This window comes from Agromyces mediolanus, assembly GCF_023715325.1.
GTDB lineage: Bacteria > Actinomycetota > Actinomycetes > Actinomycetales > Microbacteriaceae > Agromyces > Agromyces mediolanus_A.
The window spans coordinates 360,184-385,827 of the sequence record NZ_JAMBNX010000002.1; the positions used below are offsets into that span (position 1 = coordinate 360,184).

General features: G+C 72.7%; 26 protein-coding genes. 20 read left to right on the plus strand and 6 right to left on the minus strand.

Going from position 1 to position 25,644, the window contains the following annotated elements:
• The first annotated feature begins 65 nt into the window (after nucleotides 1-65).
• Nucleotides 66-1,556: a hypothetical protein gene (locus tag M3147_RS05405; protein ID WP_251202448.1), complete on the plus strand. Its 1,491-nt coding sequence runs from the start codon at nucleotides 66-68 to the stop codon at nucleotides 1,554-1,556.
• Here the strand turns inward: M3147_RS05405 and M3147_RS05410 are convergent.
• Entirely contained in the window at nucleotides 1,522-2,988 is a 1,467-nt protein-coding gene (locus M3147_RS05410; protein ID WP_251202449.1) for an RNB domain-containing ribonuclease, read from the minus strand. The two genes, M3147_RS05405 and M3147_RS05410, sit on opposite strands and share 35 nt — an antisense overlap.
• Before the next feature lie 62 nt (nucleotides 2,989-3,050).
• On the opposite strand from M3147_RS05410, the gene M3147_RS05415 reads away from it, so the two are divergent.
• The 6 genes from M3147_RS05415 to rbfA all read left to right on the plus strand — a co-directional run bounded on the left by M3147_RS05415 (nucleotide 3,051) and on the right by rbfA (nucleotide 10,755).
• Nucleotides 3,051-4,820 (plus strand): proline--tRNA ligase, encoded by a 1,770-nt coding sequence (locus tag M3147_RS05415; protein ID WP_251202450.1) that lies wholly within the window; start codon nucleotides 3,051-3,053, stop codon nucleotides 4,818-4,820.
• A gap of 57 nt (nucleotides 4,821-4,877) precedes the next feature.
• Nucleotides 4,878-5,945: a TIGR00730 family Rossman fold protein gene (locus tag M3147_RS05420; protein WP_251202451.1), complete on the plus strand. Its 1,068-nt coding sequence runs from the start codon at nucleotides 4,878-4,880 to the stop codon at nucleotides 5,943-5,945.
• A gap of 110 nt (nucleotides 5,946-6,055) precedes the next feature.
• On the plus strand, nucleotides 6,056-7,045 hold the full coding sequence (nusA, locus tag M3147_RS05425) for a transcription termination factor NusA (protein WP_251202452.1): 990 nt from the start codon (nucleotides 6,056-6,058) through the stop codon (nucleotides 7,043-7,045).
• Nucleotides 7,046-7,110: 65 nt separating this feature from the next.
• Entirely contained in the window at nucleotides 7,111-7,356 is a 246-nt protein-coding gene (locus tag M3147_RS05430; protein ID WP_251202453.1) for a YlxR family protein, read from the plus strand.
• Between the two features lie 85 nt (nucleotides 7,357-7,441).
• Nucleotides 7,442-10,231: a translation initiation factor IF-2 gene (gene infB / locus M3147_RS05435; RefSeq protein WP_251202454.1), complete on the plus strand. Its 2,790-nt coding sequence runs from the start codon at nucleotides 7,442-7,444 to the stop codon at nucleotides 10,229-10,231.
• Nucleotides 10,232-10,290: 59 nt separating this feature from the next.
• Nucleotides 10,291-10,755, plus strand: a complete 465-nt coding sequence (gene rbfA, locus M3147_RS05440) for a 30S ribosome-binding factor RbfA (protein WP_251202455.1) — start codon at nucleotides 10,291-10,293, stop codon at nucleotides 10,753-10,755.
• 73 nt (nucleotides 10,756-10,828) lie between these two features.
• Here rbfA and M3147_RS05445 read toward each other — a convergent pair whose 3' ends face one another.
• Complete coding sequence (locus tag M3147_RS05445; RefSeq protein ID WP_251202456.1) at nucleotides 10,829-11,713, minus strand: A/G-specific adenine glycosylase; 885 nt, start codon at nucleotides 11,711-11,713, stop codon at nucleotides 10,829-10,831.
• Nucleotides 11,714-11,765: 52 nt separating this feature from the next.
• Here M3147_RS05445 and M3147_RS05450 point away from each other — a divergent pair, with 52 nt between their 5' ends.
• Complete coding sequence (locus tag M3147_RS05450; protein WP_251202457.1) at nucleotides 11,766-12,353, plus strand: hypothetical protein; 588 nt, start codon at nucleotides 11,766-11,768, stop codon at nucleotides 12,351-12,353.
• 52 nt (nucleotides 12,354-12,405) lie between these two features.
• On the opposite strand, the gene M3147_RS19285 is transcribed toward M3147_RS05450, so the two are convergent.
• The gene (locus M3147_RS19285) at nucleotides 12,406-12,528 is read right to left on the minus strand and encodes a hypothetical protein (protein WP_268243570.1); all 123 of its coding nucleotides are present in this window, start codon (nucleotides 12,526-12,528) and stop codon (nucleotides 12,406-12,408) included.
• A gap of 140 nt (nucleotides 12,529-12,668) precedes the next feature.
• Nucleotides 12,669-12,893, minus strand: a complete 225-nt coding sequence (locus M3147_RS05455; protein ID WP_251202458.1) for a hypothetical protein — start codon at nucleotides 12,891-12,893, stop codon at nucleotides 12,669-12,671.
• Here M3147_RS05455 and M3147_RS05460 point away from each other — a divergent pair.
• Nucleotides 12,883-13,218 (plus strand): hypothetical protein, encoded by a 336-nt coding sequence (locus M3147_RS05460; RefSeq protein WP_251202459.1) that lies wholly within the window; start codon nucleotides 12,883-12,885, stop codon nucleotides 13,216-13,218. The two genes, M3147_RS05455 and M3147_RS05460, sit on opposite strands and share 11 nt — an antisense overlap.
• Before the next feature lie 28 nt (nucleotides 13,219-13,246).
• Here the strand turns inward: M3147_RS05460 and M3147_RS05465 are convergent, their stop codons facing one another.
• Complete coding sequence (locus M3147_RS05465; RefSeq protein ID WP_251202460.1) at nucleotides 13,247-14,242, minus strand: ketopantoate reductase family protein; 996 nt, start codon at nucleotides 14,240-14,242, stop codon at nucleotides 13,247-13,249.
• Between the two features lie 55 nt (nucleotides 14,243-14,297).
• Here M3147_RS05465 and truB point away from each other — a divergent pair, with 55 nt between their 5' ends.
• From truB to M3147_RS05515, 10 genes are all read left to right on the plus strand, one after another.
• The gene (gene truB / locus M3147_RS05470; protein ID WP_251202461.1) at nucleotides 14,298-15,194 is read left to right on the plus strand and encodes a tRNA pseudouridine(55) synthase TruB; all 897 of its coding nucleotides are present in this window, start codon (nucleotides 14,298-14,300) and stop codon (nucleotides 15,192-15,194) included.
• A complete protein-coding gene (locus M3147_RS05475) occupies nucleotides 15,191-15,559 on the plus strand; it encodes a hypothetical protein (RefSeq protein WP_251202462.1) in 369 nt (122 codons plus the stop codon). The genes truB and M3147_RS05475 overlap by 4 nt, the downstream gene beginning before the upstream one ends.
• A 46-nt stretch (nucleotides 15,560-15,605) precedes the next feature.
• On the plus strand, nucleotides 15,606-16,082 hold the full coding sequence (locus M3147_RS05480; RefSeq protein ID WP_251202463.1) for a hypothetical protein: 477 nt from the start codon (nucleotides 15,606-15,608) through the stop codon (nucleotides 16,080-16,082).
• Entirely contained in the window at nucleotides 16,079-17,014 is a 936-nt protein-coding gene (locus M3147_RS05485; protein WP_251202464.1) for a bifunctional riboflavin kinase/FAD synthetase, read from the plus strand. Before M3147_RS05480 ends, M3147_RS05485 begins: the two co-directional genes overlap by 4 nt.
• A 3-nt stretch (nucleotides 17,015-17,017) precedes the next feature.
• Entirely contained in the window at nucleotides 17,018-18,235 is a 1,218-nt protein-coding gene (locus M3147_RS05490) for an MFS transporter (protein WP_251202465.1), read from the plus strand.
• Nucleotides 18,236-18,393: 158 nt separating this feature from the next.
• Complete coding sequence (locus tag M3147_RS05495; protein ID WP_251202466.1) at nucleotides 18,394-19,338, plus strand: sugar-binding transcriptional regulator; 945 nt, start codon at nucleotides 18,394-18,396, stop codon at nucleotides 19,336-19,338.
• 67 nt (nucleotides 19,339-19,405) lie between these two features.
• Complete coding sequence (gene deoC / locus M3147_RS05500) at nucleotides 19,406-20,413, plus strand: deoxyribose-phosphate aldolase (RefSeq protein WP_251202467.1); 1,008 nt, start codon at nucleotides 19,406-19,408, stop codon at nucleotides 20,411-20,413.
• A 17-nt stretch (nucleotides 20,414-20,430) separates the two neighbouring features.
• On the plus strand, nucleotides 20,431-21,999 hold the full coding sequence (locus tag M3147_RS05505; RefSeq protein ID WP_251202468.1) for an aldehyde dehydrogenase family protein: 1,569 nt from the start codon (nucleotides 20,431-20,433) through the stop codon (nucleotides 21,997-21,999).
• Complete coding sequence (locus tag M3147_RS05510) at nucleotides 21,996-22,856, plus strand: aldehyde dehydrogenase family protein (RefSeq protein WP_251202469.1); 861 nt, start codon at nucleotides 21,996-21,998, stop codon at nucleotides 22,854-22,856. The genes M3147_RS05505 and M3147_RS05510 overlap by 4 nt, the downstream gene beginning before the upstream one ends.
• Nucleotides 22,857-22,858: 2 nt before the next feature.
• A complete protein-coding gene (locus M3147_RS05515) occupies nucleotides 22,859-23,116 on the plus strand; it encodes a hypothetical protein (RefSeq protein ID WP_251202470.1) in 258 nt (85 codons plus the stop codon).
• Nucleotides 23,117-23,125: 9 nt separating this feature from the next.
• Here M3147_RS05515 and M3147_RS05520 read toward each other — a convergent pair whose 3' ends face one another.
• Nucleotides 23,126-23,404, minus strand: coding sequence for a metal-sensitive transcriptional regulator (locus M3147_RS05520; RefSeq protein WP_251202471.1), 279 nt, complete (start codon nucleotides 23,402-23,404; stop codon nucleotides 23,126-23,128).
• A gap of 84 nt (nucleotides 23,405-23,488) precedes the next feature.
• Here M3147_RS05520 and M3147_RS05525 point away from each other — a divergent pair, with 84 nt between their 5' ends.
• Entirely contained in the window at nucleotides 23,489-25,372 is a 1,884-nt protein-coding gene (locus M3147_RS05525) for a DUF2207 domain-containing protein (RefSeq protein ID WP_251202472.1), read from the plus strand.
• Nucleotides 25,373-25,644: the final 272 nt, after the last annotated feature.

Sequence of the window (25,644 nt, forward strand, 5' to 3'; positions counted from 1 at the left end):
CGTTCCGGGAATCGCCGAACCCGACTGCCGCCTGCCCTGGCGGCTGCACGAATGGAGCGATACCCATGTCCATCCGAACGCGCGCTCACGCGCGGCTCGGCGCCGGCCTCGGTGCCGGTGCTGCGCTCGCCGCGCTGAGCCTCCTGCTCACGCCGCTCGCGGCGCAGGCCGAGGAACCGGCCCCGGCCGACCCCGCGGCCGCCACGGCCCCGGCCGACCCGGCACCCGCCGCGGAACCCGTCACGGCATCCGAGCCGGCCCCCGCCGACCCCGCTCCCGAACCAGCCCCGGCCTTCGAACCGCCACCCACGACGGAACCGGCGTCCGCTCCCGAGGCCGTCGCCGCACCGCCTGCGGTCGTCGTCGCGGAGCCCGGCACCACCGCGGCGGAGTCGCTCGCCGAGCCCGCTGCGGAGCCGACCGTCACGCTGTTCTCCGGGGCAGCGACGGCGACGGCCCCGGCGGCCCCGTTCGCCGCACCCGAACCCGGTGACCCCTGCTATCCGGCCGTCTGCATCGACAACGGCACGATCCTGCTCGCCGTGAACCCGACGGGCGAGCTCAACACCCCGAACGGGGCGGGCTCGAAGGCCGGCCCCGGCGACGCCGGACTCGACTACTTGCCCACGAACAACGACGCCACTTCGCCGGGATGCCTCTGCGAGGGCTGGGGCGTCGCGGATCCGGCGAGCGGCGTCTGGGGCGGCGCGAACCTCGACACCGAGGGGCCGGGCGGGACGAACCTCGTGCTCGAGTCGTTCACGCACACCGCATCGACGGCGACCTCGGTCGTCGTGGTCCAGGACGCGGAGGCCCGACCGGTGTTCCGGGTCACCCACCAGTACGTGCCGTCGACGGCGACGAAGAACCTCTACCAGGTGAACGTCACCATCGAGAACCTCTCGGGCGAGACCATCGCCACCGTGAAGTACCGCCGCGTCATGGACTGGGACATCGAGCCGACGGCGTTCAGCGAGTTCGTCACGATCGACGGCGGCTCGGCGAGCGCGCTCGCGTACTCGAGCGACGACGGCTTCGCGAGCCCGAACCCGCTCGCCGGTCCGAGCTCGATCAACTTCGAGGGCAACGCCGTCGACAACGGGCCCGCCGACCACGGGGCGCTGTTCGACTTCGCCTTCGGCCCGCTCGGTGCCGGGGGCTCGCTCAGCTTCGTCATCTTCTATGGCGCGGCGGCGAACGAAGCGGAAGCGAGGGCCGCGCTCGCCGCGGTCGGCGCGGAGGCGTACTCCTTCGGGCAGACGAGCGACGATCCGAGCGGCGGCACGCCGAACACCTTCATCTTCGCGTTCGGCAACGTCGGTGGTGCGCCGATCTTCCCGATCGACGGGCAGGAGCCGGAGACCCCGGTGGCCGCTCCCGCACCCGGCGCACCCGTCGCGGTGCCTGCCGCAGCGGTGGAGATGACGGAGGCGTCCGGCGACGAACTGGCCTCGACCGGCGCCGAGCCGGCCGACGGTCTCCTCGCCGCCGCGCTGCTGGCGTTCGCGGGACTCGGGCTCGTCACGACGGCAGCGGTGCGCCGCCGCCGGGCCTGAACCCGATCGACCCCGAGCGGATGTCGGCGTGCTCCAGCACGACCGGCATCCGCTCTCCCGCCTGCGGCGCCGCCCGACCGGCCGGGGCGGCGCAGTTCGCCGTCACCGCGGGGTCGTCGAGCTGCACGATGAGCCGCTCTCCGCTCCGCACCTCGACGACGGTCGCCTCGAAGACCTCGCCCACGCGGTCGGCCAGGAGGGCTGCCTCGACCCGGTCGAGGGTCGCCTGCTCGAGCCGGCTCGCGCGGGTGGCGGAGGCCTGCATCAGCGCCGGCAGCTCGGGCAGGCTCTCCCGCAGCCAAGCGGGCACCGGCCGGCCCTCGGCGATCGCGAGGCTCGCGACGAGCCCCCACCGATCGACCAGCCGCCGGATCGGCGCCGTGACGTGCGCGTAGGGCGCGGCGATCGCCGCCTGCCCCGGGTCGGACGGGGGAGCACCGTCGAACACCGCGTAGCCGGCGCCGCGGAAGAGCGCGGCCGCCGCCCGGAGCACGGGTCCGGTGCGCGGATCCAGGCGATCGAGCGCGCGTAGGTACTCGCCGTACGCGAGGTGCTGCGGCCAGGGCAGGCCGAGGGCGGCCGTCCGGGTGCGGAACGCCGCGACCGCGTCCGCGTCGGGCGCCGGCATGGTCCGCAGCACCCCGACGCCGCCGTCGAGCATGAGCCGGGCGGCCGCGATCCCCGTCATGATCGAGAGCTGCGCGTTCCAGGTCTCGACCGGCAGCGGCAGCCGACGCTCGATGCGGTAGCCGCCGTGGTCGTCGCGGACGACCTCCTCGTCGGGCAGGTCGAGGCTCGCACCGCCGCGGAGCCGCTCCTGTTCGAGTCGGGCCGCCCCGAAGGCCGGGAGCTCGGCGAGCGGCCCGTCGTGCTCGCCGGCGTCGACGGCGCGTTGGACCGACTCGTAGTCGAGCTGCGCCCGGGATCGGACGAGCGCCCGCTCCAGCTCGGTGCGCCGAACCGCGCCCGCGGCGTCGAGCTCGAACGACCAGACGTAGGCGGTGCGGTCCTCGCCCGGCAGGAGCGAGGCACGGTCGACGCCGATCACCGGCGGATGCAGCGGGATCATGCCGTCGGCCGCGTAGAGGCTCTGCCCGCGGCGACGGGCCTCGGCGTCGACCGCGCCGCCCGCCCGCACGAACGCGGGGACGTCGGCGATCGCGTAGCGGACGAGCCATCCGCCTCCCGATCGCGGCTCGATCACGAACGCCTGATCGAGATCGCGGGCGCCCGCCGGGTCGAGCGTCACGAACGGCAGCTCGCGGAGGTCTCGCCCGGGCGCCGGCTCTGCGGCTCGCGCCGACTCGGCCTCGACGAGCGCCTCGGCGGGGAAGTCGCCGGGCAGCTCGAGTTCGGCCCGCAGCGAGGCGAGGGCCTCGGCGAGCTCGCTCTGCGCGGTGGACGGGGCGAGGTGCGTGCGGCGGGCGGGCATGGGGTCAGCCTACGAGCCGGCCGGGCACGGGGCCGCCCGCCGCTCGCAACTAGACTCGTCGCGTGCCCACACGTCTTACGAACTTCTTCCTCCGCACCCTCCGTGAAGACCCCGCCGACGCCGAGGTCACGAGCCACAAGCTGCTCGTCCGCGCCGGCTACATCCGGCGCCAGGCGCCGGGCATCTTCGCGTGGCTGCCACTGGGACTGCGGGTGAAGGCGAAGATCGAACGGATCATCCGTGACGAGATGACCGCGGCCGGCGCGCACGAGGTGCACTTCCCGGCGCTGCTCCCGCGGGAGCCGTACGAGCTCACGAACCGTTGGACCGAGTACGGCGACGCGCTGTTCCGGCTGCAGGACCGCAAGGACGCCGACTACCTGCTCGCGCCGACGCACGAGGAGGTCTTCACCCTGCTCGTGAAGGACCTCTACTCCTCGTACAAAGACCTGCCGCTCACGATCTTCCAGATCCAGGACAAGTACCGCGACGAGGCGCGTCCGCGCGCGGGCCTGCTGCGCGGTCGCGAGTTCACGATGAAGGACGCCTACTCCTTCGACGTCAGCGACGAAGGACTGGATGCCTCGTACCAGGCGCAGCGCGACGCGTACGAGCGCATCTTCACGCGGCTCGGCCTCGAGTACGTGATCGTCAAGGCCGACGCCGGCGCGATGGGCGGCTCGAAGAGCGAGGAGTTTTTGCACCCCACCCCCGTCGGCGAGGACACCTTCGTGCGCTCCGCCGGGGGGTATGCGGCCAACGTCGAGGCGTTCACGACCGTCGTCCCCGATGCCATCCCCTTCGACGGCCTGCCCGCCCCCGTCGTCTTCGACTCGCCGAACACGCCGACGATCCAGACGCTCGTCGATCTCGCGAACGCCGAGGTGCCGAGGCCGGACGGCCGCGCCTGGACGGCCGCCGACACGCTGAAGAACGTCGTGCTCGCGCTCACCCAGCTCGACGGAAGCCGCGAGCTCGTCGTCGTCGGCCTGCCCGGTGATCGCGAGGTCGAGATGAAGCGCGTCGAGGTCGCGTTCGCCCCGGCCGAGGTCGAGCCCGCCACCGAGGCGGACTTCGCGAAGCACCCGGGGCTCGTCAAGGGCTACATCGGCCCCTGGTCGGAGGCCGGAGCGGTGCTCGGCGAGGAGTCGACGACCGGCATCCGGTACCTGCTCGACCCGCGCGTCGTCGACGGCACCGAGTGGATCACGGGCGCCAATGTCGACCAGAAGCACGTCTTCGGGCTCGTGGCCGGCCGCGACTTCGTCGCCGACGGCATCGTCGAGGCCTCGGACGTGCGCGACGGCGACCCCGCCCCGGACGGCTCGGGGCCGGTCGAGATCGCCCGTGGCATGGAGATCGGCCACGTCTTCCAGCTCGGCCGCAAGTACGCCGAGGCGCTCGGCCTCAAGGTGCTCGACGAGAACGGCAAGCTCGCGACCGTGACGATGGGCTCCTACGGCATCGGCGTCACCCGCATCCTCGCGATCATCGCCGAGCTCAACAACGACGAGAAGGGGCTCGTCTGGCCCGCCGCGGTCGCGCCGTTCGACGTGCACGTGCTCGCGACGGGCAAGGACCAGGCCGCGTTCGACGCGGCCGAGCGCGTCGTCGCCGAGCTCGAGGCGAGCGGGCGCGAGGTGCTCTACGACGACCGTCCGAAGCTCTCGCCCGGGGTGAAGTTCGCCGACGCCGAGCTGATCGGCGTGCCGAAGATCGTCATCGCGGGTCGCGGCGTCGCCGACGGCGTCGTCGAGCTCTGGGACCGTGCGAGCGGGGACCGCGTGCAGGTGCCGATCGACGGCGTCGTCGCCGCGCTCGCCGCCGACTGAGCCGAGCGCAGGGGCGCGGCGGGCGAGGATCGCCGCGCCCCGTGCGAGGCTGGAGGCATGAGTCTCACGCCCGCTGACACCCCGAGTCTCCCGTCCGAGCTGCAGGGCGCCGTCGACGAACTCATCGCCGAGGCGGGGATCTCGGCGAACCGCTCACTGATCGAGCGGATCCTCGTGACCGGCCTGCATCTCGGCACCGATCCCACCGACCGGCTCGATCTCAAGATCACGGCGGCGGCGCTCGAGGAGATGCGGGCGGCGTTCCGCCTCTTCGCCCCCTATGCGGACGTGCCGAAGGTGACGGTCTTCGGCTCGGCGCGGACGAGGCCGGAGGACCCGGGCTACGCACAGGCCGAACAGGTGGCCGAAGCGCTCGCCGAGCAGGGCTGGATGGTCGTCACGGGCGCCGGACCCGGGATCATGGAGGCCGCCACGAAAGGCGCCGGGCCGCGCCGTTCGCTCGGTGTCTCGATCCGGCTGCCGTTCGAGGAGAGCCCGAACCCCGTGCTCGTGGACCCGAACCGCGTCGCGATGAAGTACTTCTTCACCCGCAAGCTCATGCTCGTCAAGGAGTCGCGGGGGTTCGTCTGCCTGCCCGGCGGCTTCGGCACCCTCGACGAGACCTTCGAGCTGCTCACGCTGCAGCAGACCGGCAAGGCGGAGCCGGTGCCGATCGTGCTGCTCGACCGGCCGGGCGGCCACTACTGGCGCGGACTCGCGGACTTCGTCGAGACGGAGCTGGCGGCCGGCGGCTTCATCGCGCCCGACGACCTCGACCGTGTGCTGATCACGGAGGACCCGGTGCGCGCGGTCGACGAGATCGTCGGGTTCTGGCGCAATTACGACTCCCTCCGCTGGGTCGGCGGCCGCCTCGTGCTGCGGCTGCGGGCCGAGCCGAGCGACGAGGAGATCGCGGGGCTCAACGAACGTTTCGCGGGCCTGCTCGCGGGCGGGCGGATCGAGCGCGTCGCGCCCTTCGCCGTCGAACGGAACGACGACGACCGGCTCGAGCTGCCCCGGCTGGCGCTCGAGCTCGTGCCGAGGCAGGTGGGGGAGCTGCACCGGCTCATCCGCGCGCTCGACGAGCTGCCGAGCGCGCCCGCCGAGCCGCCGCTCGGCGTCTGAGCGTCGCCGGCGTACGCGGCGTCGCACGGACGGTACTGACCGGCCGGTCGATCCGGTACCCTGGGATCTCCGCCGAATCGGCGGGAAGAGCTGAATAGAGGAGGCCGGCGATGGATATCGACCTCAGCATGCTCCGCATGGTGGAGCGCGAGAAAGAGATCCCGTTCGACGAACTGGTGCAGATCATCGAGCAGGCGATCCTGATGGCCTACCTCAAGCACAGCAATCCGAGTCAGCACGGTCATGCCAACCCGAACGGGGCGCGCGCCGAGCTCGACCGTAAGAGCGGTCACGTCGCGATCTTCGTGCCCGAGCTCGACGAGGAGGGCGACGTCATCGGCGAGGCCGAGGACACGCCGGACGACTTCGGCCGCATCGCCGCTTATGCGGCCAAGCAGGTCATCAGCCAGCGCCTCCGCGACATCGCCGACGACGCCGTGCTGGGCGAGTTCCGCGGGCGCGAGGGCGACATCGTCGCCGGAATCATCCAGCAGGGGCCGAACCCGAAGATGGTGCACATCGACCTCGGCACCGTCGAGGCGATCCTGCCGCCCGAGGAGCAGGTTCCGGGCGAGGAGTACCCGCACGGCCAGCGCGTGCGCGTCTACGTGACGAGCGTCGCGAAGGGCGCCAAGGGGCCGTCGATCACGGTGTCCCGCACGCATCCGGCGCTCGTGCGCAAGCTGTTCGCCCTCGAGGTGCCCGAGATCGCGTCGGGCGTCGTCGAGATCGTCTCCCTCGCCCGTGAGGCCGGTCACCGCACGAAGATCGCGGTGCGCGCGAATCAGCCCGGCGTGAACGCCAAGGGCGCCGCGATCGGCGAGCTCGGCCAGCGCGTGCGCGCGGTGACCGCCGAGCTCGGCAACGAGAAGATCGACATCGTCGACTTCTCGGACGATCTGGCGACCTTCGTCGCCTCCGCGCTCTCGCCCGCCAAGGTCACTCGCGCCTACGTGGTCGACGAGTCGCTCCGCGCGGTGCGCGCGCTCGTGCCCGACTACCAGCTCTCCCTCGCCATCGGCAAGGAGGGGCAGAACGCGCGCCTCGCGGCGAAGCTCACGGGCGCGAAGATCGACATCCAGCCGGACACGGCGGAATAGGAGAACCGCGGTCGGGCGGCTCCGTCGCGCCCGGACGCGACGGAGCGAGCGGCCGGGGGTGTAAGATGGAAGCCGTCAGAACGTGCATCGGTTGCCGTGCGCGTGCCCCACGATCCTCACTTCTGAGGGTCGTTCTCCAAGATTCCCGACTGGTCGCAGATGCGGCTGCGGTGCGTCCTGGGCGGGGTGCGTGGCTGCATCCGACGAACGAGTGCTTCCTACTCGCGGACCGGCGCCGAGCCTTCGGGCGCGCGCTCCGATTCACGGGTTCGCTGGACACCAGCGACGTACAGAACAGGCTGAACGGCTAATGGACCACTGATGAGCGGCTCGAAATGAGACCCGTCCACTATTAGGTCTGCCCCTGTCCGGGCGCAGACCCGGAACAGGAGAGTTGTGGCTGCCAAACCACGCGTACACGAGATCGCCAGCGAACTCGGGGTCGACACCAAGATCGCCCTCGAGAAGCTGAAGGAACTGGGCGAATACGTCAAGGGCCCGTCCTCGTCGATCGAACCCCCCGTCGCCCGCAAGCTCAAGGCCGCCCTCGAGGCCGCCGGAGCAGCCGGCACCGCGGCACCCGCCGCGGCGCCGAAGCCCGCGGCGGCGAAGCCCGGCCCCAAGCCGGGCCCCAAGCCCGCCGCGGCCCCCGAGCCGGCCCCCGCCCCCGCGGGCGAGGCCCCGCTGACGGTCGCCGAGCGTCAGGCGCAGGCCGAGAAGGCCGCCGCCGAGAAGGCGGCAGCCGAGAAGGCCGCCGCCGAGCAGGGCGGCGACGAGCAGGCGCCCGCGGCTGAGAAGCCCGCCGGCGACGCCGTCAAGCCCGGCGGAGCGCCGAAGCCCGGCGCGCCGCGCCCGGCCGGCCCGAAGCCCGCCTCCTCGCGTCCGGGCAACAACCCGTTCTCGAGCTCGCAGGGCATGGGTCAGCGTCCCGCGCAGCCCCGCCCGGGCAACAACCCGTTCGCGAGCTCGCAGGGCATGGGTCAGCGCCCGAGCCCCGGCAACATCCCGCGCCCGCAGGCGCCGCGTCCCGGTTCGCCGCGCCCCGGCGCCCCGCGTCCCGGTGGCGCCGGTCGTCCCGGCGGTGCCGGGCGCCCCGGTGGTGGCGGCGGCTTCCGTCCCGGCGGTGCTCCCGGCGGCGCAGGCCGTCCGGGCGGTCCCGGTGCAGGCGCCGGCGGCTTCCAGCGCCCCGGCGGCGGCTTCGGCGGCCCGCGTCCCGCGGGCGGCGGCGGTCGTGGACGTGGCCCCGGCGGTGGCACCGCCGGCGCGTTCGGCCGCGGTGGCGGCAAGAGCAAGGCGCGCAAGTCGAAGCGGACGAAGCGGGCAGAATTCGAGATGCGGGAGGCTCCGTCGCTCGGCGGCGTGAGCGTGCCCCGCGGTGACGGTTCGACCCTGATCCGGCTGCGCCGCGGCGCCTCCATCTCGGACTTCGCCGACAAGATCGACGCGAACCCCGGTTCGCTCGTCACCGTGCTGTTTCACCTCGGCGAGATGGCGACGGCGACCGAGTCGCTCGACGAGGCCACCTTCCAGGTGCTCGGCGAGGAGCTCGGCTACAAGATCCAGGTCGTCTCGCCCGAGGACGAGGACCGCGAGCTGCTCGAGGGCTTCGACATCGACCTCGACCAGGAGCTCGAGGATGAGACCGACGAAGACCTGGCCCAGCGGCCTCCGGTCGTCACTGTCATGGGTCACGTCGACCACGGTAAGACCCGACTGCTCGACGCCATCCGCAACGCGAACGTCGTGGCGGGCGAGGCCGGCGGCATCACCCAGCACATCGGTGCGTACCAGGTGCACACGCAGCACGAGGGCATCGACCGCGCGATCACGTTCATCGACACCCCGGGTCACGAGGCGTTCACCGCCATGCGTGCCCGTGGAGCGCAGGTGACCGACATCGCGATCCTCGTGGTCGCGGCCGACGACGGCATCATGCCGCAGACGGTCGAGGCGCTGAACCACGCGCAGTCGGCGAACGTGCCGATCGTGGTCGCGGTGAACAAGATCGACAAGCCCGAGGCGAACCCCGCCAAGGTGCGTCAGCAGCTCACCGAGTTCGGCCTCGTGGCCGAGGAGTACGGCGGCGACGTGATGTTCGTCGACGTCTCGGCCCGTGAAGGCATCGGCATCCAGGACCTGCTCGACGCGGTGCTCCTCACCGCCGACGCGGGACTCGACCTGCGGGCCAACCCCGACAAGGACGCCCGCGGTGTCGCGATCGAGGCGAAGCTCGACAAGGGCCGCGGCGCCGTGGCGACCGTGCTCATCCAGTCGGGCACGCTCAAGGTCGGCGACGCGATCGTCGCGGGCACGGCCTACGGCCGCGTGCGGGCGATGAGCGACGAGAACGGCGAGCCGGTCGAGGCCGCGCTGCCGTCGCGTCCGGTTCAGGTGCAGGGTCTGTCCTCGGTGCCTCGCGCCGGTGACACCTTCCTCGTGACCGAGGACGACCGCACGGCGCGTCAGATCGCCGAGAAGCGCGAGGCCGCCCAGCGGAACGCGCAGCTCGCGAAGGCCCGCAAGCGCATCTCGCTCGAGGACTTCACCCGGGCCCTCGAGGAGGGCAAGGTCGAGGCGCTCAACCTCATCATCAAGGGCGACGTGTCGGGTGCCGTGGAGGCGCTCGAGGAGTCCCTGATGAAGATCGAGGTCGACGACTCGGTCCAGCTCCGCATCCTGCACCGCGGTGTCGGTGCGATCACGGAGTCGGACATCGACCTGGCCACCATCGACAACGCGATCGTGATCGGCTTCAACGTGCGACCCGACGTGAAGGCGCGCGAGCGCGCCGCCCGCGAGGGCGTCGACGTGCGCTTCTACTCGGTCATCTACAACGCGATCGACGACATCGAGAACTCGCTCAAGGGCATGCTCAAGCCCGAGTACGAAGAGGTCCAGTCGGGTGTCGCCGAGATCCGCGAGGTGTTCCGCTCCTCGAAGTTCGGCAACATCGCCGGTGTCATCGTCCGTTCGGGCACGATCACCCGCAACGCGAAGGCGCGCGTCATCCGCGACGGCGTCGTCCTCGCGGACGGGCTCGCCATCGAGTCGCTGCGTCGGTTCAAGGACGACGTCACCGAGGTCCGCACGGACTTCGAGTGCGGTATCGGCCTCGGCAAGTACAACGACATCCAGGTCGGCGACGAGATCGAGACCGTGGAGCTGCGCGAGAAGCCTCGCGTCTGATCGAAACGGCCGGGGCGGTTCGCCGCCCCGGCCTTTCGTTCGAAAGGAGACCCTGCATCATGGCTGATCCCCAGCGCGCCAGGAAGATGGCCGACCGCATCCGCGAGATCGTCGCGCGTCGGCTCGAGAAGGGGCTGCGCGACCCGCGGCTCGGCTTCGTGACGATCACCGACGTCCGCGTGACGGGCGACCTGCAGCACGCCAGCATCTTCTACACGGTCTACGGCAGCGAGGAGGAGCGGCGCGACTCGGCGCTCGCCCTCAAAGCGGCGACCGGGATGCTGCGCACCGAGGTGGGTCGCAACATCACCGCACGGCTCACCCCGTCGCTCGAGTTCATCGCGGACGCGATCCCCGAGAACGCCGAGCACATCGAGGAGCTGCTCCGCGAGGCGCGCGAGCGTGACGCCGAGACCACGGCGCTCGCCTCGGGCGCGAGCTTCGCGGGCGAGGCCGACCCCTACGTGAAGCCCCGTGTGGACGAGGACGACGAGGACGCGGCGCCCGCCGCCGCTCGCGACTGAGCCGCATCCCGCCCCTGCATCACTGAACGCCCGGCGATGCCGGGCGTTCAGCGTTCCGCCCGGCCGTGGGCGTTCAGGCGTCGGGGAGGGAGTACCCCTCGGCGCCGACGACCGCGAGGCCGTCGGCCACGAGCGTGCCGAGCGCGCGCTCGAGTTGCACGGCGTCGGCCCAGCGCGTGTCGAGGAGGGCCCGGGCGACGGGCGCGTGGGCGGCGCGCAGCTCCGCGAGCACGATGCCGCGCACCTGACGGTCGGATCCCTCGTACCGGGCCTGCCGGCGCTTCGGCGCGGCATCCTGCGGGCGGCCCGCGGCGAGCCAGGCGCACCGCTCACGCACGGGGCAGCGGTCGCAGTCCGGCGCCCGCGCCGTGCAGACCGTCGCGCCGAGCTCCATCGCCGCCGCGTTGAACCGGCGTGCCGCGGCGGGCTCGATCGGCAGCTGCGCGGACATCGCGGCCAGGTCGCGCGCCGTCGAGGGGGCACCGGCGCTGGCACGGCCGTCGATCGCGCGGGCGAGCACTCGGCGGGTGTTCGTGTCGACGACGGGGTGGCGCTCGCCGAACGCGAAGGCCGCGACCGCACGCGCGGTGTACGGGCCGATGCCCTTGAGCGCGAGCAGCTCGTCGAGCTCGGCGGGGACCTCGCCGCCGTGGCGTTCGACGATTTCCGTCGCGGCCTCGTGCAGCCAGAGGGCGCGACGCGGATAGCCGAGCCGGTCCCAGGCGCGGACGGCCTCGGCCGGGGGAGCGGCGGCGAGCGCGGCCGGGGTCGGCCACCGCTCGATCCACGCGCTCCAGCGGGGGAGCACCCGCGAGACCTGCGTCTGCTGGAGCATGAACTCGCTGACCAGCACCGCCCACGGCGACACCTCGGCGGCGCGCCAGGGGAGGGGCCGCGCGGCGTGTGCGAACCAGTCGTCGACGAGTTCGGCGAAGCTCTGCTGGGTGGGACGTGACATCCTCTCGAGCCTAGGCCGTGCCGTCGCCGCCTGCGGCGGTTAGGCTCGCAGTATGCGACTCGTGACGACCCCGCGAGTGACGTTCCTCCGGGACCTCGCCGACCTCGTGCAGCTGCGCACCGCCCGGGGGAGAGTGGTGGTCGCGGTCGACGGGCCGCTGCGCTCGGGCAAGACCGCGTTCGCCGACGATCTCGGTGCGGTGCTCGAGGAGCGCGGCGCGACGGTCTTCCGGGCGCGGATGGAAGGCTTCCACCGGTCGCGGGAGGCGCAGGCGGCGTTCGGACCCGACACGGCCGAGCGGTACGTCGACTACGGGTTCGACGAGTCGGCGCTGCGCCGGGTGCTCGTGGAGCCGTTCCGGCTCGCCGGGTCGACGGGGTTCGTCACGCGGGTGCGCGACGTCGGGCGGGACGCCTGGGTCGAGCCGAAATGGCTCACCGGGCCCGAGGATGCGGTCCTCCTCATCGACGGTCGGTTCCTGCTGCGCGACCGGCTGCGTCCGCTCTGGGACTTCTCGATCGCGATCGCCGGCGAGCCGGTCGACCCGGCGGATGTGATCGCCTACGGCAGGTGCGATCCTCGACGGGTCGCGGACGTGGTCGTCGACCTCGCGGACCAGTCCCGTCCGCACGCGGCCTGAGCGCCGTGGGGTGCCGCACGGGTGCGGGCGGCTGCCCGCACCCGGATCGGGCTCAGCGCTTGCGCGCCTTGATGATGCCCTCGTCGGCCTTCTCGCGCTTCTGCGCTCGCTTCTCCTTCAGCGAGAGCTGAGGTTGCTTCTTGGACGTGCTTGCCTTGGGTGACTTTCCGGCCATGATGAGCTCGCTTCCCTTCGTCAGCTGGCGGGCTTCCGGAAACCATAGTCCATTTCTGCGCTCGGGACGGACTCGCGTTCGTTCGACTCCCGCGGCTGCAGGGAATTGCCGTTCACCAGGGAATCTGGGATGATAGCCAATCACTCGAAATCGAACCGGGGAGGGCAGTCGTGATGGTTCACCGCACCGCGGGCGCGCTGCTGCGCGACCGCGTCGTCACCCCCGACCGCCCCGCCCGACCGCCAGGCAGCTGAGCCGAACACCCAGACGCTCAACGCCACCCGGTCGACGACCGGGTGGCGTTCTCCGTCGCCGCCGTCCACCGACCGTCCGACCGCAGAAAGGACCACGACCATGACCACCACCGACCGCCTCGCCGGCCTCGACGCCGAGCAGCTGCACCGCATCGTCGTCGCGCACGAAGCCGCCAAGCGCGCCCGGTTCAGCGCCGAGTACCTGCGCGCCCGCGTCACGATCGCCGGGGCGCCGGAGTTCGCCCAGGCCTCCGCCGAGATCACCGACGACGTGATCGAGCTCATGGACCGCGTCGGGTACACCGGCGGCCGCAACACCGCGCTCGCCACCATCCGGTGGGCGCTTCTCGCCGACCGCTTCGGTGAGCTCTTGAGCGAGGAGGAGCACCGCGCGCTCACCGCCTCGTTCGATGCGGCGGCGGTCCCGGCGGCCTGAGCCCACCTTGGCCGCACCCGGATCGCGCTCAGCCCGGAACGGCCGCGAGCAGTTCGGCCTCGTCAAGCGGTGCGCCGGCGCGCTCGACGCGGTGCACTAGCTCGACGAGGGCGGCGTTCACCGGCGCGACGAGCCCGGCGGCCGCCGCCTCACGCACGACGGCGCCGTTCAGGTAGTCGATCTCAGTCGGCTGCCCTCGGCGGAGGCTCTGCTGGGTGGAGCCGAGGTTCGGCACCCGGCCCATGCGCACCCCCATCAGCCACGGGAGGACCTGGCCGAGCGAGATCGGGAGCGCCGCGAAGCAGCGCAGGCGCCGGTGGCCGAGCCCCTGCAGCGCCCCGAACCGGACGCCGCGGGCGATGCCGACCCGCACGGTCTCGCGCATCGACCGCGCGACGATCCGTCGCGTCGGGCCGTGGCCGAGCACGTCCTGCACCGGGCGGCCGAGGATGGCGGGGACCGCGTTGACCATGTTCACGACGAGCTTCGACCACTGGGCGCCGCGGAAGTTGCCGATCGCCGTGACCGGGACCGCCGCGGAGAGCAGCGTCGCGATCCGTCGGCTGTCCACGTCGGCCGGCCCCGCGCCGCGGCCGAGGTAGCTCGTCGCCGTCGTCGTGACCCTGACGACGCCCGGCTCGGTGTAGTTCGCCGCGATGATCGAGAGCACGCCGAAGCACGGCGTGCCTGGCAGCACCCGCTCGGCGGTGGCGACCCCGTCCAGCCCGTTCTGCACGACGACGACCGGAAGACCGGCGATCAGCTCCGCGTTCGCGGCGATGGCGGCCTCGGCGTCCTGGGCCTTCGTGCACACGAGGACGAGCTCCGGCCGGCGCGTGAGCCGGGTGTTCGCCTCGACCGCGACCGCGGTGTCGCCGTATCCGCCCGACAGGCGGATGCCTCCGGAGCGGATGGCCTCGAGGCCCGCCCCGCGCGCGGTCACCTCGACCTCGTGACCGGCCCGGGCGAGCAGCGCCGCGAAGGTGCCGCCGAGCGCGCCCGCGCCGATGATCCCGATCCGCATTCCTCCAGCGTAGGGGCGGCGATCGCGTCCGCGGGCGACTGTTAGCCTTGACCGCGTGAACAGCGGCATCCTCCTCGTCGACAAGCCGCAGGGGATCACGAGCCACGATGTCGTCGCACGTGTCCGGCGTCTTGCCGGGACGCGCCGAGTCGGCCATGCCGGCACGCTCGACCCGATGGCCACCGGCCTCCTCCTGCTGGGGGTCGGCGGCTCCACCCGACTGCTGCACTACCTCGTCGGGCTCGACAAGCAGTACCTCGCCACGATCCGGCTCGGGTGGGGGACCGCCACCGACGACGCCGAGGGCGAGCCGTCCGACCCGGCCGATCCGGCGGCTGTCGCGGCCGTCGCCGATTCGGCCATCGCCGCGGGCATGGCGGCGCTCTCCGGCGAGATCGAGCAGGTGCCGAGCTCGGTGAGCGCGGTGAAGGTCGACGGACGGCGGGCGTACGACCGGGTCCGAGCGGGCGAGCAGGTCGAGCTCGCGCCCCGTCGGGTGACCGTCTCGGCATTCGAGCTGCTCGAGCTCCGCCGGTCGGACGACCACCTGGACCTCGACGTGCGCGTCGACTGCAGTTCGGGCACGTACATCCGCGCACTCGCCCGCGATCTCGGTGCCGACCTCGGCGTCGGCGGCCATCTGACCGCGCTCCGCCGCACTCGGATCGGCGGCTTCCCGGTCGAGGAGGCCGCCGAGCTCGACGGGCTCGACGTCGCCGAGCGGATCCTGAGCCCCGCGGATGCCGCGCGGCGGGCCCTGCCGACCGTGGTGATCGACGCGCAGCAGGCGGTCGATCTCGGCCACGGCAAGCGCATCCCGGCGGGCGACGTTCCCGCCAAGCAGCCCATCGCCGCGATCGGTCCTGCGGACCGGCTCGTGGCCATCGTCGAGCGCCGCGGCGACGAGCTCCGCGTCATCGCCGGCTTCCCGAACGAGGAGACGACCCCGTGATCGAGTGGTACACCTGGGTGCAACTGGGCGTCGCCGTGGCGGCGGGACTGCTCTGCCTCGTCCTCGGCCTCGCCGGACGCAAGCCGAGCGACCTCTCGGTGGGTGCGCTCGCCCTCGTCGAGGTGCTGCTCCTCGCGCAGCTCGTCGTCGCACTGCTCGCACCCGCGTTCGGCAACGTGCCGAGCGGCAGCGTGCTCGAGTTCTACACCTACCTCGTGAGCGCCCTGCTGCTCCCGCCGGCCGCGGCGCTGTGGGCGCTGCTCGAGCGCAATCGCTGGTCGACCGTCGTGCTCGGCGTCGCCGCCCTCGCCGTGGGGGTCATGGTCTACCGCATGCTGCAGATCTGGACCGTCCAGGGGCTCTGACGCCCGTGCGCCGCACCGCCGGCGCGTCTGAGAGAATCGAAGCGACATGAACAGCGCACCCCAGAGCCCGGCCGAGCCCGGCGCACGCCGGCGGATGAGCGGCATCGGCCGCGTCCTCGTCGCCGTCTACGGCGTGCTCGCCCTCGCGGCGCTCGGCCGCTCCTTCGTGCAGATCGTGCAGAAGTTCGACGAGGCGCCGCTCGCGTACACCCTCTCCGCGCTCGCCGCGGTGGTCTACGTGATCGCGACGATCGCGCTCGTCCGCTCCGGTCGCGGCTGGTACCGGGTCGCGTGGGCGACGATCGTCTTCGAACTGACCGGCGTGCTCGTCGTCGGCACGCTCAGCATCGCGCTGCCCGGGCTGTTCCCGCACGACACGGTGTGGTCGTGGTACGGCCGCGGCTACCTGTTCATCCCGCTCGTGCTGCCCGTGCTCGGCATGTGGTGGCTCGCGAAGCACCGGCCCGCCGCCGACGCCCCGGTCAGGGAGCCCCTCGCCGCCGCCGAACGGCCGGCCCAGTGAGGGTCTTCGACGACCTCGCCGGAGTCCCGGCGGGGTTCGGGCCCGCTGCCGTCACGATCGGCAAGTTCGACGGCGTGCACGTGGGCCACCGCGCCGTCATCGGCCGGCTGCGCGAGATCGCGGCCGAACGGCAGCTTTCCGCGGTCGCCGTCACGTTCGACCGCAATCCGCTCGCCCTCCTCGCTCCCGACCAGTGCCCGGCCTCGCTCGTGAGCACGAGGCAGAAGCTCGAGCTGCTCGCGACGACCGGCCTCGACGCCACCCTGCTGCTGCACTTCGACCGCGTGTTGGCCTCGGTGCCGGCCGAGGAGTTCGTCGAGCGCATCCTCGTCGGCGCACTCGACGCGAAGGCGCTGCTCGTCGGCGACGACTTCCGCTTCGGCGCCCGGGGCGCGGGTGACGTCGCACTGCTCCGGCGTCTCGGCGAGCGTCACGGCTTCACCGTCGAGGTGCTCGGCGACATCCGGCCCGACGGCGAACGGCGGGTGTCTTCCACCTGGGTGCGCGAGCTGCTCGACGAGGGCGACGTCGCCCGCGCTTCCGAGCTCCTCGGCGGGCACCGGCCGACGGTGAGCGGCGTGGTCGTGCACGGCGCCGCACGCGGGCGGGAGCTCGGCTTCCCGACCGCGAACCTCTCGCCCGAGTCGGAGGGGCTCATCCCGGGCGACGGGGTGTACGCGGGGTGGCTGACCGACGCGGGGGTCCGCTATCCGGCGGCGATCTCGGTCGGGAACAACCCGACGTTCGAGGGCGTCCCGAAGAAGCAGGTCGAGGCATACGTGCTCGATCGGGAGCTCGACCTGTACGACCACCTCGTCGACGTCGAGTTCGTCGAGCGGATCCGCGGCATGGTCGCGTTCACGACGGTCCCCGACCTCATCGCGACGATCCAGGACGACGTCGACCGCATCCGCACCATCCTGCTGGGCTGATCCGTGGCGCCAGCGGATCCGGCGTCGATCAAGGGACCGTGGCGCGGGCGCCTGCTCGCGCTGCTCGGCATCGTGCTCGTCGCGTTCAACCTCCGCACCGCCGTCGCGGCGATCTCGCCGGTGCTCGCGCGGGTCGGCGAGGACATCGCACTCAGCCCGGCCCTCGTCGGCTTCCTCGGTATGCTGCCACCGCTGTGCTACGCGGTGTTCGGCATCCTGACGCCGCTCGTGGCGCGCCGCTTCGGCCTCGAGCGCACGCTCGTGGCCTCGCTGCTGCTGCTGACCGGCGGGCTCGCGTGGCGCGGGCTCGCGGCCGACGCCGGGCAGCTCGTGCTGGCGAGCGTCGCGACGTTCGCGGCGATGGGCGTCGGCAACGTGCTGCTGCCGCCGCTCGTGAAACGCTACTTCCCGGAGCGGATCGGGCTCATGACGACGGTGTACGTCACGGCGATGTCGGTGAGCACGTTCGTGCCGCCACTCCTCGCCGAGCCGGTGGCCGAGGCCGCCGGCTGGCGGGTCTCGGTGGGGGAGTGGGCGATCGTCGCGGCGGTCGCGCTGGTGCCGTGGGTGATCCTACTGGCGCGGCCGGGATCGACCGACCGGCCGGACACGGACGAGCCCCGGGCCGGGCTGCTGGCGCGCGCCGCGCGATCGCCGCTCGGCTGGGCGCTGATGGTGGTCTTCGCGGTCGCCGGGTTCAACGCCTACTCCGCGTTCGCGTGGCTGCCGGAGATCCTGCACGACATCGCCGGCTCGTCGCCCGCCGAGGCGGGCACCCTGCTCTCGCTCTACGCGGCGATGGGGATTCCGGCCGGGCTGTTCGTGCCGGTGCTCGCGGTGCGCTTCGGTTGGGTGCGCCCGCTCGTCTGGTTCGCGGTGCTCGTGTTCATCGCCGGATACCTGGGCCTGCTGCTGGCACCCGGGCACGCGACCTGGCTCTGGGTCGCGCTCGTCGGGAGCGGCCCGATGCTGTTCCCGCTCTCCCTGGTGCTCATCAACCTCCGCACGCGGAGCCACGACGGTGCGGTCGCGCTGAGCGGATTCGTCCAGTCGGTCGGGTATCTCGCCGTCGCGGTCGGACCGCTCGCGGTCGGCCTGCTGCACGAGGCGAGCGGCGGCTGGACGTGGCCGCTCCTCCTGCTGCTCGCGTCCTCGCTGCCGGCGGCGGTCGCCGGGGCAGTCGTGGCGCGACCGCGGTATCTGGAGGATGCGGCGCGCTGACGGCGTCTCGGACGCGCGTCGCACGGTCGGACGGATGCCTCGCCGCGCCGCTCGCTCGCGTGCGGCGCGCAGTCCACCTGCTCATCTGAGCAGAAGGAGCTGCGAGTGTTGCTGGGAACCACTCCGATGCCTACCCTGGAACGAGGGGAAGGAGACGGATGGACGAGACCGATGAGCTGCTGTCGATCCGGGCCGCTGAGCTCTACTACGAAGAGAACAAGACCCAGGACGAGATCGGGCAGGCCCTGCGCCTGACCCGCTGGAAGGTCGGGCGGCTGCTCGCCCAGGCCAAGCAGCGGGGATTCATCCGCATCGAGATCCTGCACCCGCGCGCCCGGCGGCTGCCGATCGAGCGGCGGCTGCGCGAGGAGCGCGGGCTCGCCGACGCGATCGTGGTGTCCTCCGCGGGGGTCGCGGGGCCCGAGGAGCTGCAGGCGCGCACCGCCCAGGCCGCGGCCGACTACCTCACCGCCCTCCGCCCCGTGCCGCGCACGCTCGGTGTGAGCTGGGGGCGCACGCTGTACGAGATCTCGCAGCACCTCCGCAACGGCTGGGCCACCGGGGTCAACGTGGTGCAGATCAACGGCGGCGTGAGCCTCAACCGACGTCCGGGCACCGCCGCGGCCACGGCCGTCGGCATCGCCCAGAAGGGCGGCGGCCAGGCGACGCTGCTGCCGAGCCCGGCGATCCTCGAGCGGCTCGAGACCAAGCAGGCCATCGAGTCCGACCGCGTCGTGGCCGGCGTCATCGAGCTCGCCCGTTCCGCCGACGCCTACCTCTTCAGCGCCGGCGCGGCCGACGAGAGCTCGGTGCACGTCGAGAGTGGCTACCTCTCCGTCTCCGACGTCGAGCTCCTCGTCGCCAAGGGCGCGGTCGGCGACGTCGTCGGCCGCTACCTCGACTCCGACGGCAACATCGTCGATCCGGCCCTCGACGCGCGCACGGTCGGGCTGACCCTCGACGAGTTGCGCGAGGCCCCGCTCGCCATCGCCGTCATCGCCGGCCAGGCGAAGCACCCCGTCGCCGACGCGGTGGTGCGCAGCGGGCTCTGCACCGTGCTCGTCACCGACGAGGCCACGGCGCTCCACCTCCTCGACGGCTGAACGCCGCGGACCACCACGAACCACGAACCACGAATCGCCACAACAGCCGGAAGGCAGGTCACCCAGAATGACTGGCACCACCCTCGTCGCCGCGCGCGAGCGCGCACTCGCCGTGCTCGGCGGCGACCCCGACGACGCGACGCTCCGCCGCTATCTGCACGGCATCCCCGGCGTCGACGCCGTCGGCCTCGAACAGCGGGCCGCCGGCCTCGGCACCCGCTCCATCAAGACCAGCTCGAAGGCCTGGGCGCTCGACCGCATCATCTCGCTGATCGACCTGACCACCCTCGAGGGCGCCGACACCCCCGGCAAGGTCCGCTCGCTCGTCGCGAAGGCACAGACCCCCGACCCCGCCGACCCCGGCGCGCCGCGGGTCGCCGCCGTCTGCGTCTACGGCGACATGGTGTCCACCGCCGTCGAGGCGCTGGGCGCCGCTCACGGCGACCCCGACGACGGCGCCATCTCGGTCGCGGCGGTCGCGACGGCCTTCCCGTCGGGTCGGGCCTCGCTCGACATCAAGCTCGCCGACACCGCCGAGGCCGTCGCAGCCGGTGCCGACGAGATCGACATGGTGATCGACCGCGGGGCGTTCCTCGCCGGCCGCTACGGCCTCGTCTTCGACCAGATCGCCGCCGTGAAAGCGGCCTGCCGCCGCGCCGACGGCACGAGCGCGAGCCTCAAGGTGATCCTCGAGACCGGCGAGCTCGTGACGTACGACAACGTGCGCCGCGCCTCGTGGCTCTCGATCCTCGCCGGTGGCGACTTCATCAAGACCTCCACCGGGAAGGTGCAGCCCGCGGCGACCCTGCCCGTGACCCTGTTGATGCTCGAGGTCGTCCGCGACTGGCACCGCCTCACCGGGCACAAGGTGGGCGTGAAGCCGGCCGGAGGCATCCGCACCTCGAAGGACGCCATCAAGTACCTCGTCACCGTCGCCGAGACCGTGGGCGAGGAGTGGCTCGTGCCGCACCTCTTCCGCTTCGGCGCCTCCAGCCTGCTGAACGACGTGCTGCTGCAGCGCCAGAAGCTCGCGAGCGGGCACTACTCCGGCGCCGACTACGTGACCATCGACTGACCGAGACGAGACCTGAGATGAGCTTCCTCGAATACGCACCGGCCCCCGAGTCGCGGGCCATCCTGTCGCTGCGCGACCGCTACGGCCTCTTCATCGACGGCGAGTTCGTCGACGGCCGCGGCACCCCCTTCCAGACGATCTCTCCCGCGAACGAGGAGCGGATCGCCGAGATCGCCTCGGCGAACACGGAAGACGTGGCCGATGCCGTCGCGGCCGCCCGCCGCGCCTACGAGCGGGTCTGGTCGAAGATGAGCGGCCGCGACCGCGGCAAGTACCTCTTCCGCATCGCCCGCCTCGTGCAGGAGCGGGCCCGCGAGCTCGCCGTCGCCGAGTCGCTCGACAACGGCAAGCCGATCAAGGAGTCGCGCGACGTCGACGTGCCGCTCGTCGCGGCCTGGTTCTTCTACTACGCGGGCTGGGCCGACAAGCTCGACCACGCCGGCCTGGGCGCCGACCCGCGCGCCCTCGGCGTCGCCGGCCAGGTCATCCCGTGGAACTTCCCGCTGCTGATGCTCGCGTGGAAGATCGCCCCGGCGCTCGCCGCGGGCAACACGGTCGTGCTGAAGCCCGCCGAGACGACGCCGCTCACGGCGCTGCTCTTCGCCGAGATCCTGCAGCAGGCCGAGCTGCCGGCCGGGGTCGTGAACATCGTCACCGGCGCGGGCGAGACGGGGGCCGCGCTCGTCGCCGCCGACGTCGACAAGGTCGCCTTCACCGGCTCGACGGGCGTCGGCCGGGCGATCGCGAAGCAGGTCGCCGGCACGCAGAAGAAGGTCACCCTGGAGCTCGGCGGCAAGGCGGCGAACATCGTCTTCGACGACGCGCCCATCGACCAGGCGATCGAGGGCATCGTCAACGGCATCTTCTTCAACCAGGGGCACGTGTGCTGCGCCGGCAGCCGCCTGCTCGTCCAGGAGAACATCCACGACGAGGTCGTCGACCGGCTGAAGCAGCGCCTGTCGACGCTCCGCCTCGGCGACCCGCTCGACAAGAACACCGACATCGGCGCGATCAACTCCGCCGCGCAGCTCGCCCGCATCCGCGAGCTCAGCGACGTCGGCGTCGCCGAGGGCGCCGAGCGCTGGAGCGCGCCGTGCGAGCTGCCCGCCGAGGGCTTCTGGTTCGCGCCGACGATCTTCACGGGCGTCGAGACGAGCCACCGCATCGCCCGCGAGGAGGTGTTCGGCCCGGTGCTGTCGGTGCTGAGCTTCCGCACCCCGCAGGAGGCGATCGCGAAGGCGAACAACACCCCCTACGGCCTCTCGGCCGGCATCTGGAGCGACAAGGGCAGCCGCATCCTCGCGGTCGCCGACCAGCTCCGGGCGGGGGTCATCTGGGCCAACACCTTCAACCGCTTCGACCCGGCGAGCCCCTTCGGCGGCTACAAGGAGTCCGGCTACGGTCGCGAGGGCGGACGGCACGGGCTCGGTGCCTACCTCGCGCCCGCGACGAGCCGCAGCGCCCGCGCCGCGCGCGCCGTCGAGGCATCCGCGCCGGCCGCGAAGGCGGATGCCGAGGCGAAGCCGGCGCCCGCCGAGCGGAGCCGCCGAACGAGCAAGTCCGCTGAGAAGGGAGCCGCGAAGTGAGCCGCCTCACCGTGCCGAAGACCTACAAGCTGTTCATCGGCGGGGCGTTCCCCCGCAGCGAGTCCGGCCGCACCTACGAGGTGACGAGCGCGTCGGGCGGCTTCCTCGCCAACGCCGCGAAGGCCTCGCGGAAGGACGCCAGGGACGCGGTCGTCGCAGCGCGCGGCGCCGTCGCCGGCTGGGCCGGCGCCACCGCGTACAACCGTGGGCAGGTGCTCTACCGCATCGCCGAGCTCCTCGAGGGGCGGCGGGCGCAATTCGTCGCCGAGATCGAGGAGGCCGAGGGCGTCTCCCGTGCCGCGGCGGGCGCGCAGGTCGACGAGGCCATCGACCGCTGGGTCTGGTACGCAGGCTGGGCCGACAAGTTCGCCCAGGTCGCCGGCAACGCCAACCCGGTCGCCGGGCCGTACTTCAACCTCTCGGTGCCGGAGCCGACGGGGGTCGTCGCCATCGTCGCGCCGCAGGACTCCTCGCTCCTCGGCCTCGTGTCGGCCGTCGCCCCGGCGCTCGTCGCCGGGAACGCGGTCGTCGTCGTCGCGAGCGAGCGCTTCCCGCTCTCGGCGATCTCGCTCGCCGAGGTGCTCGCCACGAGCGACGTGCCGAAGGGCGTCGTCAACGTGCTCACGGGATCGCCCGCCGAGATCGCGCCGTGGCTCGCGAGCCACGCCGACGTCAACGCGCTCGACCTCGTCGGCGCGGGCGCGCTCGACTGGATCGAGCTCGAGATCGCGGCGGCCGACACCCTGAAGCGGGTGCACCGCCCGGAGCAGGGTGCGGATGCCGCGGCGCCGACGCTCGAACGCATCGTCGGTTTCACCGAGACGAAGACGGTCTGGCACACGAAGAGCCTCCGCTGAGCGTGGCGGGTCGTCGTGGTGCGTCCGACGAGCGCGGTCGTCTCATCGACGATCCGTTCGCCCGGCGTGCCGCGGCGTCCGGCCGGCGGCTCGTCTCCCGCGGCGGCCGCCGGGTCATGAGCGTCGCGGGGCCCGGGGCGGCGCGCTTCCTCGCGCGCCCGGAGCGGGCCGAGGCGGACGACGACCTCGTCGTGCAGCACCTGCCGGCCCGCGCGACCGGCACCTCTCGCCGGGGCGGCGAACAGCGCTCCGGCGGCTGAACCGCGGCCTCAGCCGCGGTTGTTCGAAAGCTCGAAGATGCGGATCAGCTCGGCGACGGCCGCTTCGCGCTGCTCGCCCCCGGCCTCGTACTGGTGGCTCACGTGCGTGCGCAGGTGGTTCTCCACGAGCAGCTTGTTCAGTGAGCCGAGCGACTTCTGCACCGCGAGCGACAGCGTGATGATGTCGACGCAGTAGTCCTCGTTCTCGATCATCTTCTCGATGCCGCGGAGCTGGCCCTCGATGATCTTCGTGCGGTGCAGCGCCCGCTTCTTGATGTCCTCGATCACCCCCTCAGGATAGCGCCTGCGAATCCAGTACCGACCGGGGTATTCATGCTCGGGCGGCCGGCCGTGGTTCGCTACGGTGGCAGCATGAGCCGCCGGATGCCCCGCACCGCCGCCGCCCTCGTGGCCGGCCTCCTCACCGGCGCCGGGCTCGCCCTCGCCGGCGCCCCGCTCGCGTTCGCCGCCCCGAGCGGCTCGGCGGCGCACTCGCCGCACTCGCCGCACTCGCCGGCCGCGCCGGCCGCGCCGGCCGCGCCGGCCGCGCCGGCCGGTGTCTCCGTGGTGCCGGCGGGCACCGACGATTTCGTCTTCGACTCCTTCGACGCCGTCTACGAGCTCGGCACCGACGCCGACGGCCGGTCCGTGCTCGACACCACGGAGACGCTCGTCGCGGTGTTCCCGGAGTTCGACCAGAACCGGGGCATCCGCCGGGCCATCCCGCTCTCCTACGACGGCCACCCGGTCGACCTCGAGGTGCGCTCGGTGACCGACGAGGCGGGCACGCCGCGCGCGTACTCGACCGAACCCGACGACGACGACGAGTTCCTCCTCGTGTCGATCGCGGGCGACGAGTACGTGCACGGCCGGCAGAGCTACGTCATCGAGTACCGGCAGCACAACGTCACCCACGTGCCCGACGATCGGGCGATCGACGAGTTCTACTGGGACGTGAACGGCACGGGCTGGGCCCAGCCCTTCGGCCGGGTGAGCGCCGAAGTGCGGCTGAGCGGCGCCGCGGCCTCGGGCTTCACCGGCGAGGGCGCCTGCTACCAGGGCCCGTCGGATTCGAACACGCCGTGCACCTCGCTCGAGCTCGGTGAGGCCGGAGCAACAGCCTCCGCCGACGCCGTCGGTCCGTACGAGAACCTCACGATCGCGCTCGCCTTCGAGCCGGGCACCTTCGTGCCGCGCGACGACGCCTTCACCTCGTCGCCGGCGGCACTCGCCGGGGCCGGGGGAGCCCTCCTCGCGCTCGGCGCGGCCGCCACCGCGATCATCGCCCGCGCCACGAGGTGGCGTGATCATCCGGGACGCGGCACGATCATCGCGCAGTACGAGCCGCCGCCCGGGCTCAGCGTCATGGAGGCGGCCGAGATCGCCGGCCAGCCCGGCAAAGGCGTCACCGCGACGATCCTGCAGCTCGCGGTGCAGCACCGCCTCCGGGTCGTCGAGCTCGCCCCGAAGCGCTTCGCCGTCGAGTACGGCGGCGGTGAGGGACCCGACCCGGACGCCGACCAGCTGCTGCGCGACCTGTTCGCCACGAGCGGCCGGCGGGAGCTGAAGCAGCAGGACACCGCGCTCGGCAAGAAGCTCCTCGCGCTCCGGAGCGCCGTGCGCAGCCGGGTCGTGACGGAGGGGCTCCGCCGCACCCCGCCGGTGGGGCCGCGGCTGCTGCTCGGCCTGCTGGCCCTCCTCGGCGGGATCGCGGGCATCGTCTTCGGCATCATCGCCCTCGACCAGGCGATGGGCGGGGGCTGGCCCGTGCTCGGCCTCGTGCTCGGCATCCTCGCGGTGCTTGCGGCGGCGTTCGCCGTCATCGACGTCCGGCCGTTGACTGAGCCGGGTCGCGCCGCGAAGGATCACCTCGAGGGGCTCAAGGTCTACCTCCAGCTCGCCGAGGCGGATCGCATCCGGATGCTGCAGAGCCCGGAGGGCGCGCTGCGCACCGGCGGCCCCGAGGCGGTGCTGAAGCTGCACGAGAAACTCCTGCCCTACGCGGTGCTCTTCGGCATCGAGCGCGAGTGGAGCCGGGTGCTCGCCGCGGAGTACGCGGAGCGCGGCGCCCAGCCGGAGTGGTACTCGGGTCGCGGGCCGTTCGACGCCGTCGCCTTCAGCGCCGGGGTCTCCGCGTTCTCGGCGACGTCCTCGAGCTCGTGGTCGGGCTCGAGCTCCAGTTCCTCCTCGAGCGGCTCGGGCGGCGGCGGCTCCTCGGGCGGCGGCGGGGGCGGCGGCGGAGGCGGCGGGCTGTGAGCCGTCCCGCCCACGGGGTCGGATCGCGGCGGCCGTAGGGGGCGGCAGCCCAGTTCGTGACGGGAATCGACCCCTTCGGGATGGTGAGGGGCGGCGGTGGAGCGCGGCGCTCGGGCCCCGTGCGCCGCGCCGTTCCGCGAGAACTCGCCCGATCGGCGCGATTCCGGCTAGAATGTGGGGTGCGCCGGGCGATTCCGCTCACGGGGCAGGCGGTGCGATCCGCACCCAGCCGTCCCAGATGCCGCCCTGCAGTCGACGATCGACACCGCGCA

What these genes read in the sequence shown, in the direction of transcription:
- M3147_RS05450 (WP_251202457.1), top strand. Translation starts at nt 11,766, where the DNA reads ATGCGACTCGTGACGACCCCGCGAGTGACGTTCCTCCGGGACCTCGCC.
- M3147_RS05465 (WP_251202460.1), bottom strand. Translation starts at nt 14,242, where the DNA reads ATGCGGATCGGGATCATCGGCGCGGGCGCGCTCGGCGGCACCTTCGCG.
- M3147_RS05505 (WP_251202468.1), top strand. Translation starts at nt 20,431, where the DNA reads ATGAGCTTCCTCGAATACGCACCGGCCCCCGAGTCGCGGGCCATCCTG.
- nusA (WP_251202452.1), top strand. Translation starts at nt 6,056, where the DNA reads ATGGATATCGACCTCAGCATGCTCCGCATGGTGGAGCGCGAGAAAGAG.
- M3147_RS05410 (WP_251202449.1), bottom strand. Translation starts at nt 2,988, where the DNA reads ATGCCCGCCCGCCGCACGCACCTCGCCCCGTCCACCGCGCAGAGCGAG.
- M3147_RS05495 (WP_251202466.1), top strand. Translation starts at nt 18,394, where the DNA reads ATGGACGAGACCGATGAGCTGCTGTCGATCCGGGCCGCTGAGCTCTAC.
- deoC (WP_251202467.1), top strand. Translation starts at nt 19,406, where the DNA reads ATGACTGGCACCACCCTCGTCGCCGCGCGCGAGCGCGCACTCGCCGTG.
- M3147_RS05460 (WP_251202459.1), top strand. Translation starts at nt 12,883, where the DNA reads ATGACCACCACCGACCGCCTCGCCGGCCTCGACGCCGAGCAGCTGCAC.
- M3147_RS05405 (WP_251202448.1), top strand. Translation starts at nt 66, where the DNA reads ATGTCCATCCGAACGCGCGCTCACGCGCGGCTCGGCGCCGGCCTCGGT.
- M3147_RS05445 (WP_251202456.1), bottom strand. Translation starts at nt 11,713, where the DNA reads ATGTCACGTCCCACCCAGCAGAGCTTCGCCGAACTCGTCGACGACTGG.
- M3147_RS05525 (WP_251202472.1), top strand. Translation starts at nt 23,489, where the DNA reads ATGAGCCGCCGGATGCCCCGCACCGCCGCCGCCCTCGTGGCCGGCCTC.
- M3147_RS05430 (WP_251202453.1), top strand. Translation starts at nt 7,111, where the DNA reads ATGGAAGCCGTCAGAACGTGCATCGGTTGCCGTGCGCGTGCCCCACGA.
- M3147_RS05480 (WP_251202463.1), top strand. Translation starts at nt 15,606, where the DNA reads ATGAACAGCGCACCCCAGAGCCCGGCCGAGCCCGGCGCACGCCGGCGG.
- rbfA (WP_251202455.1), top strand. Translation starts at nt 10,291, where the DNA reads ATGGCTGATCCCCAGCGCGCCAGGAAGATGGCCGACCGCATCCGCGAG.
- M3147_RS19285 (WP_268243570.1), bottom strand. Translation starts at nt 12,528, where the DNA reads ATGGCCGGAAAGTCACCCAAGGCAAGCACGTCCAAGAAGCAACCTCAG.
- M3147_RS05420 (WP_251202451.1), top strand. Translation starts at nt 4,878, where the DNA reads ATGAGTCTCACGCCCGCTGACACCCCGAGTCTCCCGTCCGAGCTGCAG.